The sequence below is a fragment of the Pantoea sp. DY-17 genome (assembly GCF_019795975.1).
GTDB lineage: Bacteria > Pseudomonadota > Gammaproteobacteria > Enterobacterales > Enterobacteriaceae > Pantoea > Pantoea leporis.
Genome location: NZ_JAIMIG010000001.1, coordinates 879,020 through 901,695, shown reverse-complemented (window position 1 = coordinate 901,695; position 22,676 = coordinate 879,020). Strand labels below are relative to the sequence as shown.

18 protein-coding genes are annotated in these 22,676 nt (G+C 60.5%); 11 read left to right on the top strand and 7 right to left on the bottom strand.

Annotated elements, in window-relative coordinates; all coding sequences use genetic code 11:
- Nucleotides 1-12 precede the first annotated feature (12 nt).
- Genes K5Y33_RS04320 through aroQ form a run of 3 tightly spaced genes read left to right on the top strand, consistent with a single transcriptional unit; the run spans nt 13 to nt 2,539 of the window.
- On the top strand, nt 13-1,272 hold the full coding sequence (locus K5Y33_RS04320) for a gallate dioxygenase (RefSeq protein ID WP_137385951.1): 1,260 nt from the start codon (nt 13-15) through the stop codon (nt 1,270-1,272).
- The gene (locus K5Y33_RS04315; RefSeq protein WP_222233320.1) at nt 1,272-2,111 is read left to right on the top strand and encodes an amidohydrolase; all 840 of its coding nucleotides are present in this window, start codon (nt 1,272-1,274) and stop codon (nt 2,109-2,111) included. Before K5Y33_RS04320 ends, K5Y33_RS04315 begins: the two co-directional genes overlap by 1 nt.
- Entirely contained in the window at nt 2,108-2,539 is a 432-nt protein-coding gene (aroQ, locus tag K5Y33_RS04310) for a type II 3-dehydroquinate dehydratase (RefSeq protein WP_137385953.1), read from the top strand. Before K5Y33_RS04315 ends, aroQ begins: the two co-directional genes overlap by 4 nt.
- Here the strand turns inward: aroQ and K5Y33_RS04305 are convergent, their stop codons facing one another.
- Nucleotides 2,540-3,766: a LysR family transcriptional regulator gene (locus K5Y33_RS04305; protein ID WP_222233319.1), complete on the bottom strand. Its 1,227-nt coding sequence runs from the start codon at nt 3,764-3,766 to the stop codon at nt 2,540-2,542.
- A gap of 130 nt (nt 3,767-3,896) precedes the next feature.
- On the opposite strand from K5Y33_RS04305, the gene galB reads away from it, so the two are divergent.
- The 8 genes from galB to K5Y33_RS04265 all read left to right on the top strand — a co-directional run bounded on the left by galB (nt 3,897) and on the right by K5Y33_RS04265 (nt 11,360).
- The gene (gene galB, locus K5Y33_RS04300; protein WP_222233318.1) at nt 3,897-4,637 is read left to right on the top strand and encodes a 4-oxalmesaconate hydratase; all 741 of its coding nucleotides are present in this window, start codon (nt 3,897-3,899) and stop codon (nt 4,635-4,637) included.
- The gene (locus K5Y33_RS04295) at nt 4,634-5,347 is read left to right on the top strand and encodes a 4-carboxy-4-hydroxy-2-oxoadipate aldolase/oxaloacetate decarboxylase (protein WP_222233317.1); all 714 of its coding nucleotides are present in this window, start codon (nt 4,634-4,636) and stop codon (nt 5,345-5,347) included. The genes galB and K5Y33_RS04295 overlap by 4 nt, the downstream gene beginning before the upstream one ends.
- Nucleotides 5,348-5,350: 3 nt before the next feature.
- The gene (locus K5Y33_RS04290; protein WP_222233316.1) at nt 5,351-6,439 is read left to right on the top strand and encodes a 4-oxalomesaconate tautomerase; all 1,089 of its coding nucleotides are present in this window, start codon (nt 5,351-5,353) and stop codon (nt 6,437-6,439) included.
- A gap of 3 nt (nt 6,440-6,442) precedes the next feature.
- Entirely contained in the window at nt 6,443-7,327 is an 885-nt protein-coding gene (locus K5Y33_RS04285; protein ID WP_222233315.1) for an NAD(P)-dependent oxidoreductase, read from the top strand.
- Nucleotides 7,328-7,443: 116 nt separating this feature from the next.
- Nucleotides 7,444-7,899: a heme-binding protein gene (locus tag K5Y33_RS04280; RefSeq protein ID WP_101764138.1), complete on the top strand. Its 456-nt coding sequence runs from the start codon at nt 7,444-7,446 to the stop codon at nt 7,897-7,899.
- A gap of 15 nt (nt 7,900-7,914) precedes the next feature.
- Nucleotides 7,915-8,442, top strand: a complete 528-nt coding sequence (locus tag K5Y33_RS04275) for a sugar dehydrogenase complex small subunit (RefSeq protein ID WP_110866329.1) — start codon at nt 7,915-7,917, stop codon at nt 8,440-8,442.
- Complete coding sequence (locus tag K5Y33_RS04270; RefSeq protein ID WP_222233314.1) at nt 8,435-10,036, top strand: GMC family oxidoreductase; 1,602 nt, start codon at nt 8,435-8,437, stop codon at nt 10,034-10,036. Before K5Y33_RS04275 ends, K5Y33_RS04270 begins: the two co-directional genes overlap by 8 nt.
- Nucleotides 10,037-10,046: 10 nt before the next feature.
- Nucleotides 10,047-11,360 carry a cytochrome c gene (locus tag K5Y33_RS04265; protein WP_222233313.1) on the top strand — a complete coding sequence of 438 codons (1,314 nt, stop codon included), beginning with the start codon at nt 10,047-10,049 and terminating at the stop codon, nt 11,358-11,360.
- Between the two features lie 45 nt (nt 11,361-11,405).
- Here K5Y33_RS04265 and K5Y33_RS04260 read toward each other — a convergent pair whose 3' ends face one another.
- The 6 genes from K5Y33_RS04260 to nirB all read right to left on the bottom strand — a co-directional run bounded on the left by K5Y33_RS04260 (nt 11,406) and on the right by nirB (nt 22,674).
- On the bottom strand, nt 11,406-11,813 hold the full coding sequence (locus K5Y33_RS04260) for a flagellar protein FlhE (RefSeq protein WP_101764134.1): 408 nt from the start codon (nt 11,811-11,813) through the stop codon (nt 11,406-11,408).
- Nucleotides 11,813-13,900, bottom strand: coding sequence for a flagellar biosynthesis protein FlhA (gene flhA / locus K5Y33_RS04255; RefSeq protein WP_101764133.1), 2,088 nt, complete (start codon nt 13,898-13,900; stop codon nt 11,813-11,815). The genes K5Y33_RS04260 and flhA overlap by 1 nt, the downstream gene beginning before the upstream one ends.
- Nucleotides 13,893-15,044 carry a flagellar biosynthesis protein FlhB gene (gene flhB / locus K5Y33_RS04250; protein WP_101764132.1) on the bottom strand — a complete coding sequence of 384 codons (1,152 nt, stop codon included), beginning with the start codon at nt 15,042-15,044 and terminating at the stop codon, nt 13,893-13,895. The genes flhA and flhB overlap by 8 nt, the downstream gene beginning before the upstream one ends.
- An 87-nt stretch (nt 15,045-15,131) precedes the next feature.
- Nucleotides 15,132-15,995, bottom strand: a complete 864-nt coding sequence (cobA, locus tag K5Y33_RS04245) for a uroporphyrinogen-III C-methyltransferase (RefSeq protein ID WP_137385963.1) — start codon at nt 15,993-15,995, stop codon at nt 15,132-15,134.
- Between the two features lie 11 nt (nt 15,996-16,006).
- Nucleotides 16,007-18,610, bottom strand: coding sequence for a nitrate reductase (locus K5Y33_RS04240; RefSeq protein ID WP_222233312.1), 2,604 nt, complete (start codon nt 18,608-18,610; stop codon nt 16,007-16,009).
- Complete coding sequence (gene nirB, locus K5Y33_RS04235; protein ID WP_222233311.1) at nt 18,607-22,674, bottom strand: nitrite reductase large subunit NirB; 4,068 nt, start codon at nt 22,672-22,674, stop codon at nt 18,607-18,609. Before nirB ends, K5Y33_RS04240 begins: the two co-directional genes overlap by 4 nt.
- Nucleotides 22,675-22,676: the final 2 nt, after the last annotated feature.

The following is a 22,676-nucleotide window of genomic DNA, read 5'->3' as shown; positions in this document are numbered from 1 at the left end:
GGTCAAAAAATTATGGCTAAAATCATAGGCGGTTTAGCGGTTTCCCATACTCCCACCATTGGCTTTGCGGTTGATCACAATAAGCAGCAGGAAGGCGCATGGGCCCCGATTTTCGATGGCTTTGCGCCGATGCAGCGCTGGCTAGAGGAGAAAAAACCGGATGTGCTGCTGTATGTGTTTAACGATCACGTCACCTCCTTCTTTTTTGATCACTACTCGGCGTTTGTGCTGGGCATTGATGACGAATATGCCGTTGCGGATGAAGGCGGCGGCCCGCGCGATCTGCCGCCGGTAAAAGGCCATGCAGCGCTGTCACAGCACATTGGTGCCAGCCTGATGGCGGATGAGTTCGATATGTCATTCTTCCAGGACAAAGCGCTGGATCACGGCCTGTTTTCGCCGCTGTCGGCGCTGGCACCCTGGCAAGGCGGCTGGCCGATGCAGGTGGTTCCGCTGGCGGTCGGCGTGTTGCAGTTCCCGATCCCGACGGCGCGTCGCTGCTATAAGCTCGGCCAGGCGCTGAAGCGCGCGGTAGAAAGTTTCCCGGAGGATCTTAAAGTCGCGGTGGTCGCGACCGGCGGCGTTTCACATCAGGTACACGGCGAGCGCTGCGGCTTCAACAATCCCGAATGGGATGCGCAGTTTATCGATCTGTTGATCAACGATCCTGAGCGCCTGACCGAAATAACGCTGGCTGAATACGCCACGCTCGGCGGCCTGGAAGGTGCGGAAGTGATTATGTGGCTGATCATGCGCGGTGCGCTGTCGGCCAACGTCGAGAAACTGCATCAGGATTACTATCTGCCTTCGATGACCGGGATCGCCACGCTGATCCTCGAAAATCAGTCACGCGAAGCGCCGGTCGATGTGCACCAGCGCCAGCGCGATAAGATCAATCTGCAACTCAGCGGCGTGGAAAAACTGCCCGGCACCTATCCGTTCACCCAGGCGCGCAGCCTGAAAGCGCTGCGCATCAACCGCTTCCTGCACCGCATGATTCAGCCAGAATGGCGTAAGCGATTCCGCGAAGCTCCACAGGCATTGTATCAGGAAGCCGGACTGAGCGCTGAAGAGCAAACGCTGATTACCCAGCTCGACTGGCGCGGCATGATCCATTACGGCGTCAGCTTCTTCCTGCTGGAAAAACTGGGTGCGGTGGTGGGCGTCTCTAACCTGCATATCTACTCAGCGATGCGCGGTGAAACGCTGGAACAGTTCCAGCAGACGCGCAATCAGCAGGTACTTTACTCGGTGGCGGGGAAAGCAGACTGATGTTTACGCAACCGGTCATCGACTGCCATCACCACGTTTTTGATCCAGTACACTTTCCCTGGGCGCCCGAGAGCGCCTATAACCCGGACGGACACGAGCTGGCGACGCCGGATTACTATCGTGCCGTGATGCAGGCCTACAACATCCGCCACTCGCTGATTGTCGGTCCGACGTCGGGATATAACACCGATAACCGCTGCCTGCTGGATACCATCAAGCGCGGTGCAGGACGTTTTAAAGGGATTGCCGTCACGCCGCGTGACGTGGAGAGCGACACGCTCGCCAGCCTGAAAGATCAAGGCATCGTCGGCATTGCGCTTAACGTGGCGATGCTGGGCACCGAGCCATTTATTCAACTTGATGCCCTAATGGGCAGGCTGGCGGAGTTGGATCTCTTTGCCCAGATTCAGGTGCAAAACGATCAGCTACTGGCGCTGATGCCGCTGCTGTCACGCACCCGCACGCGTTTGCTGATCGATCACTCCGGTCGGCCTGACGTCAGCGCGGGCGTAGCACAACCAGCCTTTCAGGCGCTGCTGTCGCTGGCCGGCCAGCAGCGCACCAGCGTCAAGCTCTCCGGGCTGGCGAAATTCTCCCGGCAGCCCTATCCCTTCAGCGATGGACATCCCTATTTGCTGGCATTGCTGGACGCTTTCGGCGCGGAAAACTGCATGTGGGGTTCGGACTGGCCCTTCCTGCGCGCCACTGAACGCATGGATATGGGCACGCAGCTGCTGCTGATCGAACAGCTGATCCCCGATGAAAAGAGCCGCCGTCAGGTGCTTTGGCACACGCCACAGCGGCTGTTTGGTTTTACTGAATTACAGGAGTCACGATGAGAACCATCTATGTATTGAACGGCCCGAACCTCAATCTGCTGGGCACCCGCGAGCCAGAAACCTACGGTTCCGACACGCTGCAAAGCGTGGAAGCGCTGTGCCGCGCAACGGCGGAAGAGCTTGGCGTGGCGATTGAGTTTCGCCAGACCAATCACGAAGGGGAAATGATTGAGTGGATTCAGCAGGCGCGTCTCGAAGCGCAGGCGCTGGTGATCAACCCGGCAGCGTGGACGCACACCTCGGTGGCGATCCGCGATGCGGTCACCGGCGTGGGGTTGCCGCTGTGGGAAGTGCACATCACCAACGTGCACAAGCGTGAGCCGTTCCGTCATCACTCCTATCTTTCCGACGTCGCACAAGGCGTGATCTGCGGCTACGGCATTCGCGGTTACCGCTATGCGTTGATGGAAGCGGCGCGCGCAGGTTGATTATTGGTCCTGCCCGCACACTTCACGCAGGCAGCGGATCAACGCATCCGCTGCCGGTGAGTGCAGACAGCCCGCACGCACCGTCAGCCCGATAGCGCGATCGGTATCCGGCAAAGGCACCGGCAACGCCACCAGCGCGCCGGACGCCAGTTCCACTTCCAGCTGGTGCGCGGAGACCGCCGCCAGCATATCCGACTGCATCAGCAAGCCGCGCACCAACGCCAGATCACCGGTCTCCACCACCGGATCGGGTGCCGGAATGCCCATCGCCTGAAAACTGTTATTCAGCAGATAACGTGCCGGCGTGGCCGAACGCGGCAGCACCCAACGCGCCGCGCGCAGATCATCGGTAGAGAGCTCACGTCCCACCAGCGGATGATCGTGACGCGCCAGCAGCACCATGCGTTCGGAGAACAGCGTCTCGCGCGTGACGTCCAGCGCATCTTCATCGCGGCGCAGCGCGCCAAAAATAAAATCGATATCGCCCGCGCGCATTTCCGAGGCCAGCACGCCAAAGGCGCTTTCACTGGTTACCACGCGCACGCCCGGATAGCGCGCCGTCAGCATCACGATCGCCTGCGGCAGGATACGCGTGCGTCCCAGCGGCAATGCGCCCACGCGCACCGTTCCCTCGAGTATCCCGCTGCGGGCAGCGATATCGGCCGGAATGTGCCGCAATTCATTCAGCGCACGCCGCACGTTGGCTTCAATTTCACGTCCGGCCAGCGAAGGCATCATGCCGTGCGGCGTGCGCTCCAGCAGCGCGATGCCCGCGCCGTTTTCCAGCACGCGCAGCGCGGCGCTCACCGCCGGCTGGCTCAGTCCGAGACGTGCCGCCACCGTCTGCATATGCCGCGTCTGACACAGGGTGATAAAAATTTGCAGCCGACGCACGTTAAACAGCCACAGCGGTTCCGCATCGCTACGCTGCGCACCGCGTCCCTGCAATTTAGCCAGCCGCTGCGGCACCTGATGCAGTTCCTCAATCGCCCGCAGCGCACGCGGCAGCACACATTTACCGAAGTCAGTCAGCTTCATGCCGCCGGCGTGACGTTCAAATAGCGTGACGCCTAACGTGAGTTCCAGGTCGCGAATAGCGCGGGTAATGGCCGACTGGGTGCGAAATAATTCATCCGCTGCCCGTGAGACACTGCCTTGTGCTACCACCTGACTAAATGCCCTGATTTGCATCAGATTTGTCAGCTCCTGCGTGCCCTTTTCCGCCATTTTCCCCTGCCTATTTTCACCACCGATCGATGTCGCAATATAAATAAAACGCATACCCGCTGCAATGAAATGAATTATCGCCGCCAGGTGGGCAGTGACAGCATGGAAAAAAACAGCGGAGGAGTATGCCATGACTAACAACACCCCAAAAAAAACCGCGCTGGTGGTCAGCGCTCACTCAGCGGATTTTGTCTGGCGCGCCGGCGGTGCCATCGCGCTGCACCATGCGCAGGGCTATGACGTTCACGTTGTCTGCCTCTCATTTGGTGAGCGCGGCGAATCGGCCAAGCTGTGGCGCAAGGGGGAGATGAGCGAGGCGAAAGTCAAAGCCGCCCGCCGCAGCGAGGCGCAGGCCGCCGCCGAGATCCTCGGTGCCAGCATTGAATTTTTTGATCTCGGCGATTATCCGCTGCGTGCCGATAAAGAAACCCTGTTCCGCCTCGCGGACGTCTATCGCCGGGTGCAACCGCACTTTGTTCTGACCCATTCCTTGCAGGATCCCTACAACTACGATCACCCAATGGCCACGCATCTGGCGCAGGAGGCGCGCATTATCGCCCAGGCCGAAGGCTACCGTCCGGGCGAAAAAATCGTCGGTGCACCGCCGGTTTACTGCTTCGAGCCGCACCAGCCTGAGCAGTGCAACTGGAAGCCGGATGTGCTGCTGGATGTCACCTCGGTGTGGGACAAAAAATATCAGGCGATTCAGTGCATGGCCGGGCAGGAACATCTGTGGGAATACTACACGCGCGTGGCGCAGCAGCGCGGTGTGCAGGCCAAGCGTAACGTCGGCATTACCACCAGCCGCGACATCATTTATGGCGAAGGTTATCAGAGCATCTTCCCGCGCGTGACGGAGGATCTGGCATGAGCATCATCGCGAAAAAAGGCGTCGCGGTGCGCCACATCCCGCGTGCGGCAGCCACGGATATCGACGCGCTGGCGCGCTTTGGCGTCGCCACTGTGCATGAAGCGCAGGGGCGTAAAGGCTTGCTCGATCCCGCCATTCGCCCGATTCAACAGGATTGTGCCATCGCGGGCAGCGCGGTCACCGTGCTGGTCGCACCCGGCGATAACTGGATGTTTCACGTCGCGGTGGAGCTCTGTCAGCCGGGCGATGTGCTGGTGGTTGCGCCAACCTCGCCGTGCAGCGACGGCTTCTTCGGCGATCTACTGGCGACCTCGCTGCAGGCGCGCGGCGTGCGCGGGCTGGTGGCGGATGTCGGTGTGCGCGATAGCCGCACGTTACGCGAAATGGGTTTTGCCGTCTGGTCGCGTGCGGTGTATGCGCAGGGCACGGTGAAAGAGACGCTCGGCTCGGTGAATGTGCCGCTGGTGTGTGCCGGGCAGCTGATCTGGCCGGGTGACGTTATCGTCGCCGATGACGACGGCGTGGTGGTGGTGGCACGCGATGAAGCTGCCAGCGTGGCGGCCAAAGCGCGTCAGCGTGAAGAGCTGGAAGAGAGCAAACGCCTGCATTTAGCGGCCGGTGAGCTGGGCCTGGATATCTATCAGATGCGCCCGCGCCTGGCGGAAAAAGGACTGCGCTATCTCGACACGCTCGATCAACTGGAGGAATAAACCATGCGCCAGCGTCGCATTCCCTGCTTACTGATGCGCGGCGGTACCTCCAAAGCCGCCTGCTTTCTGGCACAGGATCTGCCAGCCGAACCGGCGGCCCGCGATCGGGTACTGCTGGCGGTGATGGGATCGCCCGATATTCGTCAAATTGACGGCCTCGGCGGGGCCGATCCGCTCACCAGCAAAGTGGCGATCGTCAGCGCTTCACACCGTGACGATGCCGATGTCGATTACCTGTTTGCCCAGGTCAACGTCGATCAAGCCCGCGTCGATTACGGGCAAAACTGCGGCAATATCCTCGCCGCCGTCGGGCCTTTCGCCGTGGAACGCGGGCTGGTAAAAGCAGGCAATCAACGCACCCGTGTGCGCATTTTCATGCAGAACACCGGGCAGATTGCCGAGGCGGCGTTCGCCACGCCCGACGGTGAAGTCGACTATGACGGCGACTTACGCATTGATGGCGTACCGGGCAGCGCAGGCGAAATCGCCCTCACCTTCAAAGACATTGCCGGTTCGAGCTGTGGCTCGCTGCTGCCAACCGGTCAGCCGCGCGACCGCTTTGATGGTATTGATGTCACCTGTATCGACAACGGCATGCCGGTGGTGCTGGTGCGTGCGGCGGATGTCAATCGCAGCGGCTATGAAAGCCGCGACGCGTTAGATAACGACAGCGAGCTCAAGCAGCGGCTGGAGTCGATCCGCCTGCAGGCCGGGCCGCGGATGAATTTAGGGGATGTCAGCCAGCGTACGGTGCCCAAAGTCACGCTGCTGGCCGAAGCGCGTCACGGCGGCGCCATCAGCTCACGCACCTTTATTCCACACCGCTGCCACGCCTCGATTGGCGTGCTTGGCGCGGTGAGTGTCGCCAGCGCCTGCCTGATCCCCGGCAGCGTCGCCGACGGACTGGCACGCACCAGCCAGCAACCTCAACAGCGCCTGAGCGTGGAACATCCCAGCGGTGAATTTAGCGTGCTGCTACAGCGCGAAGGCGATAACCCGCTGGCGGGCTGCGGTCTGTTGCGCACCGCGCGTGCCATTTTCGCCGGTGAAGTCATGATTCCGGCGGCGGTCTGGCCATTCAGCAAGGAGTAATTGATGAACATCACCTTTATCGGTTTTGGCGAAGCGGGCGGCATTCTCGCCCATGATTTACAGGCGCGGGGCAATGCGGTGACGGTATGGGATCGCAAAGCCCTCGCGGCAGAAACCCTGCCCGCGCTGCAGCAAAAAGCGCAGCAGAGCGGCGTGCGGCTGGCCGCTTCGCTGGCGGATGCATTGCAGGACGCCGCGCTGGTGTTCTCCACCGTTACCGCGTCGCAGGCCCTCAACGTGGCGCAGCAGGCGGCAGCGCGGTTACAGGCCGGGCAGCACTTTCTCGATCTCAACTCGGTGGCACCGCACACCAAACGCGCCGCGGCTGAAGTGATTCACGCTGCGGGTGCCAGCTATATCGACGTGGCGGTGATGGCGCCGGTGCCGCCCAAGCGGCTGGCGACACCGCTGCTGATTGGCGGCGCTCAGGCTGAACAGGTGCAGCCGCTGCTGCAACAGCTGAGCCTCAACAGCCGCCTGCTGGGTGACGAAGTGGGTGAAGCGTCGGCGATTAAGATGTGCCGCAGCGTAATGATCAAAGGCCTCGAAGCGCTGACCACCGAATGCCTGAGCGCGGCGCGCCAGTATGGCGTAGAGCAAGCGGTGCTCGACTCGCTGCACGCCAGTTTCCCGTCGCTGGGCTGGAACGATCAGCTGCCGCACTACCTGATTAGCCGCGTGGCGGAGCACGGCCAGCGACGCGCCGAAGAGATGCAGGAAGTGGTGAAAACGCTGCAGGACGTCAAGGTACCAGCCGCCATGAGCGCAGCGATTGTTGCCACGCAGCAAGGGCTGATTGATGCGTTAAACGCCCGCTCTCTGCGCTATCAACAACTGACGCCGTTCGTCTGGCAACAGACGCTGGATAAGATCTATCCACCTCAATGAGTTATACGCATAGAGGTATGCGTTTTGTTTATCGGCAATTGTTTACATTTTTGCAACAGCGTAGCGTAAGCGAGACGAGAAGCAGGTTTTAAAACAATAACTATCGGAAGCAAAACATGAAGATTAGAGCATCTGTCGCCCTTTCCCTGCTGCTGGCAGCGGGTATTGGCCAAGCCAGCGCCGCCGCGCTGGACGCCAGCCACACCAACCAGGTAATGACCAGTGTCAAAAACAGCATCAGCGCGCAGCACAGCACCGGCTGTGTAGCGGTGGTTGATGCCAGCGGTACGCTGCTGGCCTTCCAGCGCCTTGACGGCGCATCGCCGGGCTGCGTCGATGCCGCCATTGGTAAAGCGCGCACCTCGGCGCTGTATCACGCCCCTTCCCTGAAATTTATGCAGCGTCTGCAGAGCGGCGAAACCACGGTACTCGCCATCCCGCACGCGGTGGCGCTCGGCGGCGGTTTCCCGCTCACGCTGCAGAATGAAGTGGTCGGCGCGGTTGGCGTCAGCACCCCCAAACAGGATCTGGATAATCAGGCTTCAGAGGCTGCCGCTCAGGCGCTGAAATAACTTTCGGGAATTTCCATGATGACTCTTTCACGCCGCCGGTTGCTGACCGGCACGGCGGGCCTGTTGGTGGCTGGCGTCCTGACGCAGGCGCTCCCCGGCAGCCTGGCTTTCGCCTCGCCACCGCTGGCCGCCGCAGTGGCACCGTCCGCCAGTTTTACTGCGATTTCCGTCCGATTAACCGGACTGGACCAGCCGGACGCCTTGCTGGCGCAGCGCCTCTACAGCTGGCTGCACGCGCATTTCCCGCAGCTGGACAGCCAGCTCGATACGCTCAGCGCGCTACTGCAGCAGCAACCTGCCGCCAACGGCAGCAGCCTGCTGGCGCTGCTGAGTACCCAACCCAAAGCCCTCGACGATCTTTATCAGGCGCTGGTTTCCGGCTGGTATCTCGGTGTTGTCGGGCCGCTGCCGCGTCCGCAATGTATCGCTTTTGAGAATATCGTCAGCTACCAACTGGTGCGTGATTCCCTGTTACCACCGAGCTACGCGCCGGGGCAACCTAACTTCTGGACGCAGCCGCCTGCAAGGAGAGCACATGTCTGATTCATTAAGCGCCGATGTGGTGGTGATTGGCGCCGGCATTGCCGGTTCACTGGCGGCGCTGAAGATGGCCAAAGCAGGCGCTTCGGTATTGATGCTGGAGTCCGGCCCGGAGATTAAGCGCGATCAGGCGGTGGAGTATTTCCGCAACTCGCCGTTTAAGGGCGACTTCACCGAACCGTATCCGCCGCAGCCGTGGGCACCGCAGCCTAAATTCATTCCCAGCGATAACAATTACCTGATTCAAAAAGGCCCGGATCCCTATCGCGCCCAATATCTGCGCGGCACCGGCGGCACCACATGGCACTGGGCTGGACAAGCGTTCCGCCTGTTGCCGAACGATATGCGCATTCAGTCGCTGTACGGCATTGGCCGCGACTGGCCGATCAGCTATGACGAGCTGGAACCCTATTACTGCGACGCCGAATACCAGATGGGCGTGTCCGGTGACAGCGATCTGGCTTCGCCGCGTTCGCGCCCTTATCCGTTGCCGGGCATTCCGCTGCCGTATGGCTTCGATCGTCTGAAGCAGCGACTCGGTCCGCTGGGTTATGAGGTGGGCATTGGTCCGCAGGCGCGTAACAGTATCGCCTATGACGGTCGCCCGGCCTGCTGCGGCAACAACAACTGCATGCCGGTTTGCCCGATCGATGCGCAGTACCACGGCGGCATCGCCGCGCGTAAGGCGCTGGATGCCGGTGTCAAAATCGTCACCAATGCGGTGGTGTTCCGCATTGAGGCTGACGACAAAGGCACCATTCAGGCGGTGCACTATCTCGATCAGAACAAAGCGCGCCATCGCGTTACTGGCAAACAGTTTGTCCTGACCGCCAACGGCATCGAAAGCCCGAAAATCCTGCTGCTCTCCACCAGCGATCGCTACCCGGACGGCATCGCCAACAGTTCCGGCATGGTGGGCCGCAACCTGATGGATCATCCAGGATCGTCGGTAGAGTTCTACGCCGATGAGCCGGTGTGGTTTGGCCGTGGGCCGATGCGTCCTGGCAGCATCAACAATATGCGCGACGGCGATTTCCGTGGTGAGCGCTCGGCGCTGCGTATCGACCTCGCCAACACCTCGCCGGTGCGTTATCTCACCGAACGTCTGGTGCGTCAGGGCTATTACGGCAAGGCGCTCAACGACAAGCTGGCCTTCCAGGCCGAGCGTTTTGTTCAGTTGAAGTGTCTGCTGGAGATGCTGCCGGAGCCGCAGAACCGCGTCAAGCTGAGCAAAACCGAGAAGGATGCCTGGGGTATTCCCCGCCTCGAGGTTTACTACCGCTTCCCGGACTACGTGCATCGCGGCTATGACCAGTCGATGATCGACTTCCAGCGCATGGTGAAAGAGATGGGCGGCACCGAGGCGGTCTACAGCAAACGCGGCGTCTACGACAACAACCAACATATCACCGGTACCATGATCATGGGCAGCAATCCGCAGGATTCGGTTGTGGATGGTCACTGTCGCACCCACGATCACCCGAACCTGTTTATCGCCGGTACCGGTATTATGCCGTCGGCCTCGACGGTCAACTCTACGCTGACTGGAACCGCGCTGGCGCTGCGTATGGCCGATAGCGTTCTGGCAAGCTTGTAAGGAGCACCCGATGAAACCTGTATTGATTCAGGCCGCTATCGCGGTGGTCCTGATGCAGTGCGCCGTGGCGCAGGCGGCAGACAATGCCGCTCAGATTAAGCACGGCGAATATCTGGCGCGCGCCGGTGACTGTACCGCCTGTCATACCGCCACCAACGGCCCGCTGTTTGGCGGCGGCTTTGCGGTCAGTACGCCTTTCGGCCAGATCTGGGGCAGCAATATCTCCTCCGATAAGCAGTATGGTATCGGCAGCTGGAGTGACGATCAGTTCGTTGCTGCGGTGCGCGACGGCATTGGCAAAAACGGCGAGCAGCTCTATCCGGCGATGCCGTATGACTCCTTTACCAAAATGAAGCGCGACGATGTGTTGGCAATCAAAGCCTATCTCATGTCGATGCCGCCGGTGCATCAGGCTTCACCGCAAACCGACCTGCCGTTCCCATTCAACCAACGCTGGGGCATGCGCTTCTGGAAGTGGTTTAACTTCGATAAAGGCGAATTGCAGAATGATACGCAGCAGAGCGCGCAGTGGAATAACGGCCGCTATCTGGTTGAAGCGCTGGCGCACTGCGGCACCTGCCATACGCCGCGTAATCTGACCATGGGCATGGACAACGATAAAGCATTGGCTGGCGGCGATCTCGGCGGCTGGATGGCTTACAACATCACACCCGATAAGCAGGCAGGCATCGGTGACTGGAGCCAGCAGCAGCTGGTGACCTACCTGAAAACCGGCTTTGTCGCCAACAAAGCCAGCGCCTCCGGACCGATGGCCGAAGCGATTGAGCACAGCCTGCAATATCTGCCCGAGAGTGATCTGCAGGACATCGCCACCTATCTGCGCAGCGTTAAGCCGCAGCCGGACGCGCAGCAAACCCGTGCGCGCGACAGCTGGGGACAACCTTCCACCGCGCTGATTGCACTGCGCGGTGCCGATGAGGCGACCCGCCATGCTCAGCCCGGTGCGGTGGTATTTGCCGGTAACTGTGCCAGCTGTCACGGCGCGGAAGGTGCGGGATCGGGCAGCGGTTTCCATGCCTATCCATCGCTATTCCACCACACCAGCACCGGCGCGGCAGATGCGCTGAACGTGGTATCGGTGGTCCTCAACGGTGTGCATCGCCATATGCGCGAGGGAGAAGTCTTTATGCCGCCTTTTGCGCCTGAGCTGAGTGACCAGCAGGTGGCTGACGTCAGTAACTTTGTTACCCAGCAGTTTGGTAATCCGGCGGCGGCCAAAGTGGATGCGAAGCAGGTAAAAGGGTTAAGAGAGGATGCAAAACTGGCTTCACCGCCAATTTACGGTCAGGGAGATAAGCCTTAATTACTGCACTCGGCGGCGCAGGGCGCGTCGCCGAGGTAACACGCGTTACTGATAATTCACCGTCACTTCACTGCTCACCACGCGTAAGCCGGGCGGCAAGGCGCCCTTCCCCTGAAAGCCAAATGCCAGATGCAGCGTCTCTTCCGCCGCCACGTTGGCTAAGCCGCGCGTACTGCCGCTGGCGCCTTCAATCTCGACACAACGATCGCCCGCACACAAGCGCACCACCAAACCCGAGGGCGCAGGACGGCTCAGCTGATAACGCCAGTACACCAGCGAAATGTTGCCCGGCGCGCTGGAGGGCGCACGCAGCGCAGGCGTCAACAGCCAGTTACCGCGCACGCCAAGGCTTGGGCCGCTGGCGTTGGCTGTCCAGGCACCGCTGGACGCATCAACAGCCAGCGGCAGCGCCATCAACGGCATCAGCATTACTGCCCAGCACCAGCGACGCATTACTTGCCTCCAATGGTGGCGGTCATGCGGATTTGACGGTTGTCGGTCAGCTCCATATTCGACAGCACAATCAGCTGCGGCAGATTGCGCCGCAGGAAGCGTGCCAGCAACGCACGCAGCGGATGATTGACCAGCAGCACCGGCGGCGCGCCTGCCATCTCTTGCTGCTGCAGTGCGCCTTGCGCCTGCACCAGTAAGCGATCTGCCAGACCTGGCTCGAGTCCACCGCCGCCTTGCAGCGCCTGCAGCAGCAGGCGTTCCAGCGTGGCATCGAGGCCGATCACCTGCACTTCGCCGTTGCCCGGGAACCACTGTTGGGTAATCGCCCGTCCCAGCGCCACACGCACAACGCTGGTGAGCTCTTGCGGATCGTTCTGCACCGGCGCATGTTCCGCCAGCGTTTCAATAATGGTGCGCATATCGCGAATCGAGACGCGCTCGGTCAGCAGGTTTTGCAGCACTTTGTGCAGCGTCGTCAGCGTGATGACGCCCGGCACCAGATCTTCGGTCAGCTTCGGCATCTCTTGCGTGACGCGATCCAACAGCTGCTGCGCTTCCTGACGGCCAAACAGCTCGCTGGCGTATTGGCCAATCAGGTGATTGAGGTGCGTCGCCACCACGGTGCTGGCTTCCACCACGGTAAAGCCCTGAATCTGCGCCTGCTCTTTCAGGGCGCTGTCGATCCAGATCGCCGCCAGACCAAAGGCCGGATCGACGGTTGGCTCGCCCGGCAGCGAACCAGCAGCCGTGCCAGGGTTGATCGCCATCCAGCGGCCAGGATAAGCGTCGCCGCTGCCAATTTCTACGCCTTTCATCAGGATGCGGTAACGCGCGGGTGGCAGTTCCATGTTGTCACGGATATGCACCACCGGCGGCAGGAAGCCCACCTCTTGTGCCACCTTCTTACGAATACTGCGGATACGCCCCAAAAGTTCGCCGTTTTGCAGGTGATCGACCATCGGAATCAGGCGATAACCCACTTCCATACCGAGCGAATCTTCCAGCTGCACATCGGTCCACGATGCTTCCACCGTGGCCGGCGTTTCCTGGGTTTTCACCAGACTGGAAGCTTCCGCCGGTTTCTTCGGCTGCATTTCGCGACCGCGTAACCACCAGGCAAGTCCTAATAGCGCAGCGGTAAACAGCAGGAACACCAGGTTTGGCATGCCCGGCACCAGGCCGAGCAAACCAATCACGCCGCCGCTCAGCATCAGCACGCGCGGGTTCTTGAATAGCTGCGTTACCATCTGCTCGCCGACGTCCTGATCGGTGCCCACGCGCGTTACGATGACACCGGCGGCGGTGGAGATCACCAGCGCCGGAATCTGTGCTACCAGGCCGTCACCGATGGTCAACAGCGTGTAGGTTTCACCGGCGTGACCGAGATCCATGCCGTGCTGCACCACGCCGACCAACAGGCCGCCGATGATGTTGATCACCATGATCAGGATGCCGGCGATGGCGTCACCACGAACGAACTTACTCGCACCGTCCATTGAGCCGTAGAAATCGGCTTCCTGCGTCACTTCGGTACGGCGTTGCTTGGCTTCCTGTTCGCCAATCAAGCCGGCGTTTAGATCAGCATCAATCGCCATCTGCTTACCGGGCATCCCATCCAGCACAAAACGCGCGCCGACTTCGGCGATACGTCCCGCACCCTTGGTGATAACCATGAAGTTGATGATAACGAGGATGATGAACACCACGATACCGATGGCGAAGTTACCGCCAACGAGGAAGTGACCGAAGGCTTCCACCACGCGTCCGGCCGCATCGGCGCCAGTGTGGCCCTCCAGCAGAATGATACGGGTTGACGCAACGTTCAGCGCCAGACGCAGCAGCGTCGAGAACAGCAGAATGGTCGGGAAGGCGGCGAACTCTAGCGTGCGCTGGGTGAACATCGCCACCAGCAGCACCATGATCGACAGCGCAATGTTAAAGGTGAACAGCAGGTCAAGAATGAATGCGGGTAACGGCAGCACCATCATCGACAAGATCAACATGATCAGTACCGGGCCCGCCAGCACCTGCCATTGCGTGTCTTTAAAGTTGCCCGGTAAACGCAGCTTCTCGGCTAAATTAGCCATCGTTAGTGTTCTCTCCTGCAAAGTCCATGTCTGCCGGAACCGGCAGGTTTTTTGGTTTGTTTGGAATCAGGCCGCCTTCGCGCTTCCAGCGTCGCAGCTGCCAAACCCAGGCCAGCACTTCCGCTACCGCGCCATACAGCGCGCCGGGGATGAACTGACCAATTTCGGTGTGTCGATACAACGCACGCGCCAGCGGCGGTGCTTCGAGAATCGGGATGCGGTGCTCTTTGGCGAGCTCACGAATCTTCAAGGCGATATCGCCCGCGCCTTTGGCCACCACTTTGGGCGCGCTCATCTTGCCTTCCTGATACTTCAGCGCCACCGAGTAGTGCGTCGGGTTAGTGACGATAACGTCGGCTTTCGGTACATCGGCCATCATGCGACGGCGTGCCGCCGCGCGCATCGCCTGGCGAATACGCCCTTTAACGTGCGGGTCGCCTTCGTTTTGTTTATGTTCGTCGCGGATCTCCTGGCGTGTCATCTTCAGCTTTTTGAAGTAGCTGTAGAGCTGCCAGAACACATCAAAACCCACCATCGGGAACAGGCCCAGCATGATCAGCCCACAGCAGGCGGCGATCATCGACAAACCATGATGTAGCGCGTTGATCGGCGATTCGCTCATCAAACGCAGCATCTCTTCCCAATGGCTCCAGATGTACCAGCCAGCCACCAGCCCAACCAGCACCGCTTTCATGATCGATTTCACCAGCTCTGCAGCGGTTTGGCCGGAGAACATGCGGCCAATACCGGTAAGCGGGTTGAGCTTTTTGAGATCGAACTTAATGGATTTGCCGCTGAAGTTAAGGCCGCCCAGCGCCATCGGCCCGGCAATCGCCACCACCACTAAGCCGCCCATCAGCGGCAGCAGCGCGATCACCGCCTGCTTAATCAGGCTGCCGATATGACCAATGATCACTTTGTCATCGTTTACCATGCCGTGATCAAAACGAAATCCGGTGGCGACCATGCTGGCCAGACGCTCCGCCATGCTGTTGCCGCCGACCCACAGGATCAGCAATCCAATCAACAGCATCATCACTGAAGTCAGCTCGCGCGAACGCGGAATCTGCCCCTCCTCACGCGCTTTTTCAAGTCGGTGGGGCGTGGGCGATTCTGTTTTGTCCTCGTTACTCTCTTCAGCCACGACTTACCTCAGCTGGCAGGAATTCTGAGCATAGAATGCCAAAACCCTGACAGGCTAAAGCGCGGATTAAAGGGGGGAAATGTGAGCTTATTTAGCCATAAGTGAAATTGCGGGCTGATTGGTCGCCATAAATGGCGCCGCTACATTGCTCGAATGTGCATTAATCCTGACCGGTTGGCGATAAAAGTGCACCACGTCACCCACCAACAATAACGCCGGCGATTGGGCTTGTTGCACCTCAACAGTGTGTGCCAGCTCAGCCAGCGTAGTGATCATCACCCGCTGATCGGCACGCGTGCCATTCTCAATGATTGCCACCGGCGTCTGCGCGTTGCGGCCCTGCGCCTGCAGCTGTGCGCTGATGCTGGCGCTCCACTTCAGCCCCATATAAAACACCAGCGTCTGGTTATTGGCGGCGAGGCTGGCATCATCCAGCTGCGGTTCACCGCTTTTGCCGTGACCGGTAATTAACCGCAGCGACTGTGCGCAATCACGGTGCGTTAGCGGAATGCCGCTGGCTGCCGCGCATCCGGCGGCGGCGGTAATACCCGGCACGATCTGGCAGGCTATTCCCGCCTGTTGCAGATAGAGCATCTCTTCACCGCCGCGCCCGAAAATAAAGGGATCGCCGCCTTTGAGCCGCACCACTTGCCGCCCGCTGCGGGCTAAATCCACCAGCAGCTGATTAGTTTGCGCCTGCTTTAACCCGTGGCTGCCGGGCTTCTTGCCGACATCAATCGCCAGCGTCTCCGGCGGCACTTCCGCCATGATCGCCTCGCTCACCAACCGGTCATACACCACAACGTCGGCGCTGTTGATCAGCCTCCATGCTTTTAAGGTGAGCAGTTCTACGTCTCCCGGCCCAGCCCCAACCAGCCAGACGCCACCTTGCGCGTGTTCGCCGTCACGCGGATTAAACAGCTTGTCGAGGGATTCACTGGCTTGCGTCATGATGTTTTCCGTTACTGCGCCACGCGCAGAGATGAGAGCAGTTGTTTGAGCTCCGGGATACAGGAGCCACAGTTGGTGCCGCATTTCAACACCGCGCCGAGCGCTGCCGGGGAATCACAGCCCTCAGCGATGGCCCGGCGAATCGCCACTTCACCGACGCCAAAGCAGCTGCAAAGGGTACGTCCGTGGCTGCCGCCCTGCGCCGGTCGCCCGCCCAACAGCGCATGTCGCTGCTGCGGCAAATCGGGCGGCTGGCTGAAGGCCCGCGCGATAAATGGGTGATCGATGTCTGGTAGCCAGGGCGCGGCATAAAAGGCGCATGCCAACTTGCCCTCGCGCCAGCCAAGCCAGTGCAATTGCTGTCCCGCCTGCGCCTGCTGCCATTGCAATGCGGACATGCCCGGCAGTTGCATCAGCCATTCGCCAGCATGAGCGCTGCCCGCCAGCACATAGCGCTGCACGCCGGGCTGTGGGGCTCGCGACCAGTAGAGTAGTGCAGGCGGCGTGATGATGTCCGGCAGCCACAGCCAGCCTTGCCACGCTGGACGCAGTAGTTGCAAGCGCACCGCCGTTTGTTTTAACGCTGGCTGAGCGGAATCGGGACAACAGCTGGCCGCGACTAATCCATCGACGTTGGCCTGCCCGCTGAACTGTCTTGTCCAGTGCATCGGCACAAAGATTTGCCCACGCTGCAGGCCGCTGTCGAGGGTGACGCGTCCGCTGCACCAGCCCAGCGCCGACTGCACGCGCGTCACATCGCCGTGGCTCAAGCCGTACGCCGCCGCATCCAGCGGATTTAGCGCGACAAAGGGTTCATCGTAATGCTGCATCAGTCGCGGCACGTTGCCGGTGCGCGTCATGGTGTGCCACTGATCGCGGATGCGGCCGGTATTCATCAGCAGCGGATAATCAGTGGTCATGAGGGTTTTAACCGGTATCGCGGGCGGCAGCAGACGCGCTTTTCCATCGGCATGGTAAAAGCGGCGATCGGCAAACAGCCGCGCGGTGCCGTTGGGTGACGCGGCAGTGATCGGCCACTGCACCGGGGCTAACTGGTCATATTGCTCACGCGTGATGGTTGCCAGCGCGCTGATATCAAAGGCGCGCGTGCCGCGATTCTCAAAACCAGACAGCGCGGCATGCTCGGCGAAAATCTCGCCTGGATGCTGCCAGGCAAAGGCCGCGCCAAAACCGAGTCGCTGCGCCACCTGCGCCAGCAGCCACCAATCCGCTTTGGCCTCACCGGCTGGCGCAATAAAACTGCGCTGGCGTGAGATACGCCGCTCCGAATTGGTCACGGTGCCGTTTTTCTCGCCCCATGCCTGCGCCGGCAGTAGCACATCAGCAAATTGTGCCGTGTCGCTGTGGGCGCTGACTTCCGACACCACCACCAGCTCGCATTTCGCCAGCGCGTGCGCCACGCGGTTACCTTCCGGCATCGAAACGGCAGGATTGGTACCCATGATCCACACTGCCTTGACGTCGCCGCGTTCGATGGCATTGAACAGATAAACTGCCGTCAGTCCCGGCTGCTGCGCAACACGATCGCTCCGCCAAAAGCGCGCAACACGATCAACCTCTGCTGCGCTAAAGCCCATGTGCGCCGCCAGCTGATTGGCTAAGCCGCCCACTTCACGGCCGCCCATGGCGTTGGGCTGTCCGGTCAGCGAAAACGGTCCGCAGCCCGCACGGCCGATTTTGCCGCTGAGCAGATGCGCATTGAGGATGGCGTTGTTGTTATCGCTGCCGGTTTGTGACTGATTGATGCCCATGCACCACAGCGTCAGCACGCGCGGCTGCGCTGCGAACAGCTGCCAAAATGCCACAATGTCATGCTCACTCAGCTGGCAGGCAGCGGCGACCGTCGCCACATCCCACGCCTCACAGGCGGCTAAGGTCGCTTCCACATTGGCCAGATGCGGCAACATACTGGCATCGATACCCGCATGGTGCGCCAGCCAGTTCAGCAGCCCGGCAAACAGCGCGCTATCAGATCCCGGTTGCAGCGCCAGATGAACATCAGCAAGGTCACAGCTGGCAGTACGACGCGGATCGATCACCACCAGCTGCATCTCAGGGCGTTCGGCTTTGGCCTGCACCAGCCGCTGCCACGCCACTGGATGCGCCCATGCCGCGTTGGAGCCGACTAACACCACAACATCGGCTTGTTCAAGATCGTCATAGCAGCACGGCACCGCATCGGCACCGAAAGCGCGTTTGTAACCCACCACCGCCGAAGCCATACACAGCCGTGAATTGGTATCGATGTTGGCAGAGCCAATAAAGCCCTTCATCAGCTTATTGGCGGTGTAATAATCCTCCGTTAGCAGTTGACCGGAGCCGTAAAAGGCCACCGCCTGCGGGCCATGTTGATCGATGATGCGCCGGAAACCCGCCGCCACATGGTCCAGTGCGGCATCGATACTGACGCGCTGACCACCAATCTGCGGCCAGAGCAAACGACCGTCATGCATCAGGGTCTCGCCCAGCGCTGAACCTTTGACGCACAGCCGACCGAAATTAGCCGGATGCTGGCGGTCGCCGCTCACCGGCGCATCGAGGGCTTTCACCTCCACGCCACAGCCCACGCCGCAGTACGGACAGGTGGTTTTCATGAGGCCGCCGCCAGCGCAATAATCGGCTGATGCCCGAGCCACACTTTGCCGCCCTCCACGCGCACCGGCCAGCAGCGCAGCTGATGCTCGGCGTTATCGAGACTTTGTCCGTCGCGCAGCCGCACGCGCTGCTTGTAGAGCGGTGATATCACCACCGGCTCGCCCGCTACGTCGCCGAGAATGCCACGCGACAGCACGCTGGCTTGCGTGCCGGGCTCAATATCTTCCAGCGCATAAATCGCCTCGCCCAAGCGGAACAAGGCCACACGCTGACCGCCTAACCGCGCACCCATGCCCGCAGACGGCGGGATAGCGTCGACAAGGCAAATGGCACTCCAGGGTTCTGCCGGCAACGTGGTAACGGGAATGCTGTCCGCCGTCGCGGGCTGACGCTGACCGCGCACCTGCACATAGTTGAGCGTCTCGTCAGGCTGCTCGCTGTTGACGGTGGCGGTAAACAAGGCGCGACGCGAAGGATCCTGCAGCGTGCTGTGCCATTCGCACTGATAGCGCTCCACCACGCGCTGCATCTCCTGCTCCAGTTGCACGGCTATACCGAGTGAATCTTCGATCACCACCTGACGCAGGTAGTCGAGTCCGCCTTCCATGTTATCCATCCACACGCTGGTGCGCTGCAGACGATCGGCGGTGCGCACATAGAACATCAAGATGCGGTCAACGTAGCGCAGCAGCGTTTCATCATCGAGATCGCTGGCGAACAAATCGGCATGTCGCGGTTTCATCCCGCCGTTGCCGCAGACATACAGGTTCCAGCCTTTTTCCGTGGCGATTACGCCAATGTCCTTGCTCTGCGCTTCAGCGCATTCACGCGTGCAGCCGGAAACCGCCATTTTAATTTTGTGCGGGGCGCGCAGCCCTTTGTAGCGATTCTCTAATGCGATGGCGAAGGCGGTAGAATCCTGCACGCCGTAACGGCACCAGGTTGACCCCACGCAGGATTTTACCGTGCGCAGCGATTTGCCATAAGCGTGACCGGTTTCAAAACCCGCCGCGATTAAGTGTTCCCAGATATCCGGTAACTGATCGAGCCGCGCACCGAACAGATCGATGCGCTGACCGCCGGTGATTTTGGTGTAGAGATCGTAACGAGCGGCTACTTCACCAATCGCAATTAGCCCTTGCGGCGTAATTTCACCGGCTGGCACACGCGGTACCACCGAATAGGTGCCATCTTTCTGGATGTTGGCGAAGTAGCGATCGTTGGTATCCTGCAGCGGCAGATGTTCGGGCTTCAGTAAGTAGTCATTCCAGCATGATGCCAGCAATGATCCCACCAGCGGCTTGCACACTTCACAGCCCTGTCCGCGTCCGTTGAGCTGCAATAGCTGCTCAAAGGTGGTGATGTTGCCGACGCGGATCAGGTGATATAGCTCTTGACGCGAGTAGGCAAAGTGTTCACAGATATCCTTCTTCACTTCCACGCCCTGACTGGCGAGCTGGAACTCCATCACCTGTTTGACTAATGCGCTACACCCACCGCAGCCGGTTGCCGCTTTGGTGCAGCTTTTGATCGCCGCCATGTCACCGCAGCCGCCCTGCACTGCCCCGCAAATGTCCGCCTTGCTGACGTTATGGCACGAGCAGATTTGCGCGCTGTCTGGCAACGCCGCGACACCCAGCGCTTTAGCCGGCGCACTCGCTAACTGGGGCAAAATCAGGCTTTCCGGCTCTTCTGGTAACGGTAACTGATTCAGCATCATCTGCAGCAGGCTGGCGTAATCTGCGCTGTCGCCCACCAGCACGCCGCCAAGCAGCGTTTTGCGATCTTTGCACACCACCAGTTTTTTGTAGATGCCCTTTGGATTATCGATCCACTGATAACTTTGGCTGTCAGCGGTGCGCCCGTGCGCATCGCCAAATGACGCCACTTCCACGCCGAGCAGTTTCAGTTTCGTGCTCATGTCGGCACCGCTGAACGCCAGTTCTTCCTGCGCCAGCTGCGCCGCCAGTACGCGCGCCATTTGATATCCCGGCGCAACCAAACCGAAAATTTGCCCTTGCCACAGCGCGCATTCACCAATCGCATAGACATCTGCGGCGCTGGTGGCGCAAGCGTCGTTGATCAGAATGCCGCCGCGTTCACCCAGTTGCAGACCGGCGGCGCGCGCCAGTGCATCACGCGGACGAATACCCGCTGAAAATACCAGCAGGTCCGTTGCCAGCAGGCTGCCATCGGCAAAACGCAGCTGCAGGCTGCCATCCGGCAGACTCTCAATCGCTTCAGTTTGCTTGCTGGTATGAACTTGAACGCCCAGCGCGCTGATTTTGCCGCGCAGCATCTGCGCGCCGCCGTCATCCAATTGCACCGCCATCAGACGCGGCGCGAACTCCACCACATGGGTTTCCAGACCGAGCTGTTTCAATGCGTTGGCGGCTTCCAGTCCGAGCAGCCCGCCTCCAATCACCACCCCGCGCGTCGCATTACGGGCACAGTCAGCAATCGCATCCAGATCGGCCAGTGTGCGGTATACAAAACAACGCGCGTGATCGTGGCCGGGAACCGGCGGTACAAACGGCACCGAGCCGGTCGCCAGCACCAGTTTATCCCAGGTCAATTCCGCGCCGCTGGCATCACGCAGGCTGCGTTTTGCACTGTCAATCGCCACCACTTCACAACCGCTGCGCAGTTCGACGCCGTGTTGCTGAAAGAAGTTATCGCTGACCAGTGACAAATCGTCCGCGCTTTTGCCGTTGAAGTATTCGGTAAGGTGCACGCGATCGTAGGCCATCTGCGGCTCGTCGCCGTATACCACGATGTGATAGTGCTGATGCAGTTCACGACTCACCAGCTGTTCGAGAAAATGGTGGCTGACCATGCCATGTCCAACCACGGCGAGAAGAGGTTTGCTCATCATCTGGCTTCCTGCAGCGCTTGGCTGCGTTGTGTTGTCGTCAAGACCGAACAGCGCGTTAATGCCCACCTGCGCGGCCTGTTGAAGTTGTGGTAGCAGCGTGCCTGCCGCCTGGCTGTCGCCAAACAGCAGCACGCCGCGCAGTGCGCCATTGCGCAAAAACAGTCGGCGATAGTGCTGGTGCAGCGGGTCAAAGCTGCTGATGGCGTCGCCTTCGCTGATATCGCCCGCACTGAACATCTCAATGCCGCTGACTTTCAGCCGCGTACCGTTTTCCTGATAGTGAAAGTCGGCCACGGGTTCACCCGCCAGTTGTGCTGCCAGCACGGCGGCCTGCGCCAGACAAGGCGCAATCAAGCCAAAGGTTTCGCCGCTGATTTCACAGCACTCACCCAGCGCATACACATGCGGAAGCGCGGTTTGCAGTTGACGGTTAACCAGAATGCCGCGCTGGCAAGGCACGCCCGCCGCCTGCGCCAGCGCGATCTCCGGCAGCACGCCGATGGCGATCACCACCTGTTCCGCTGCGATAACCGCCCCATCGCCGAGCGTGACGCTTTCGGCGTCAATGGCCTGCAAAGTGACGCCGAGCCGACAGCGAATACCGCGCTGTGCCAGATGCTGCTGCAACAGCGCACCCGCTTTGGCATCCAGCTGGCGATCAAGCAGCCACGGACGATGATGCAGCAGCGTGACGTCACGTCCACGCTGACGCAGCGCCGCTGCGGCTTCCACGCCAATCAATCCGCCGCCCAGCAGCACCACCGGACCTTGCTGCGCGAGCATGGCCTCCACGTCTCGTACCGTGCGGAAACCCTGCACCTGTGGGCGATGGATGCCGGGCAGATCCGGCATGCGCGGCCTCGAACCGCAGGCGAACACCAGCTTGTCCCAGTGCAGTGTGCGCTGGTCGGTTTGTACTGTGCGCGTAGGGATATCTACCTGCAGCGCCTCTTCCCCCATCAGCAACTGCACCTGATGTGCCGCATACCATTCGGGTTCGTGGAGCACCGTGTCAGCAAAGGCTTTTTCGCCCGCCAGCACCGGCGACAGCAGCACCCGGTTGTAATTGCCGTGCGGCTCACGGCCAATCACCGTGATGGCGTAGCGACCCGGTGCACGTTGCAGCAAGATTTCCACCATGCGCATCGCCGCCATGCCGTTCCCGATCACTACCAGTCGCTGCAACATGG

Bases quoted from the DNA above. Each gene is read 5' to 3' on its own strand.
- K5Y33_RS04320 (WP_137385951.1), top strand. From the start codon at position 13: ATGGCTAAAATCATAGGCGGTTTAGCGGTTTCCCATACTCCCACCATT.
- K5Y33_RS04315 (WP_222233320.1), top strand. From the start codon at position 1,272: ATGTTTACGCAACCGGTCATCGACTGCCATCACCACGTTTTTGATCCA.
- aroQ (WP_137385953.1), top strand. From the start codon at position 2,108: ATGAGAACCATCTATGTATTGAACGGCCCGAACCTCAATCTGCTGGGC.
- K5Y33_RS04305 (WP_222233319.1), bottom strand. From the start codon at position 3,766: ATGGCGGAAAAGGGCACGCAGGAGCTGACAAATCTGATGCAAATCAGG.
- galB (WP_222233318.1), top strand. From the start codon at position 3,897: ATGACTAACAACACCCCAAAAAAAACCGCGCTGGTGGTCAGCGCTCAC.
- K5Y33_RS04295 (WP_222233317.1), top strand. From the start codon at position 4,634: ATGAGCATCATCGCGAAAAAAGGCGTCGCGGTGCGCCACATCCCGCGT.
- K5Y33_RS04290 (WP_222233316.1), top strand. From the start codon at position 5,351: ATGCGCCAGCGTCGCATTCCCTGCTTACTGATGCGCGGCGGTACCTCC.
- K5Y33_RS04285 (WP_222233315.1), top strand. From the start codon at position 6,443: ATGAACATCACCTTTATCGGTTTTGGCGAAGCGGGCGGCATTCTCGCC.
- K5Y33_RS04280 (WP_101764138.1), top strand. From the start codon at position 7,444: ATGAAGATTAGAGCATCTGTCGCCCTTTCCCTGCTGCTGGCAGCGGGT.
- K5Y33_RS04275 (WP_110866329.1), top strand. From the start codon at position 7,915: ATGATGACTCTTTCACGCCGCCGGTTGCTGACCGGCACGGCGGGCCTG.
- K5Y33_RS04270 (WP_222233314.1), top strand. From the start codon at position 8,435: ATGTCTGATTCATTAAGCGCCGATGTGGTGGTGATTGGCGCCGGCATT.
- K5Y33_RS04265 (WP_222233313.1), top strand. From the start codon at position 10,047: ATGAAACCTGTATTGATTCAGGCCGCTATCGCGGTGGTCCTGATGCAG.
- K5Y33_RS04260 (WP_101764134.1), bottom strand. From the start codon at position 11,813: ATGCGTCGCTGGTGCTGGGCAGTAATGCTGATGCCGTTGATGGCGCTG.
- flhA (WP_101764133.1), bottom strand. From the start codon at position 13,900: ATGGCTAATTTAGCCGAGAAGCTGCGTTTACCGGGCAACTTTAAAGAC.
- cobA (WP_137385963.1), bottom strand. From the start codon at position 15,995: ATGACGCAAGCCAGTGAATCCCTCGACAAGCTGTTTAATCCGCGTGAC.
- K5Y33_RS04240 (WP_222233312.1), bottom strand. From the start codon at position 18,610: ATGAAAACCACCTGTCCGTACTGCGGCGTGGGCTGTGGCGTGGAGGTG.
- nirB (WP_222233311.1), bottom strand. From the start codon at position 22,674: ATGTTGCAGCGACTGGTAGTGATCGGGAACGGCATGGCGGCGATGCGC.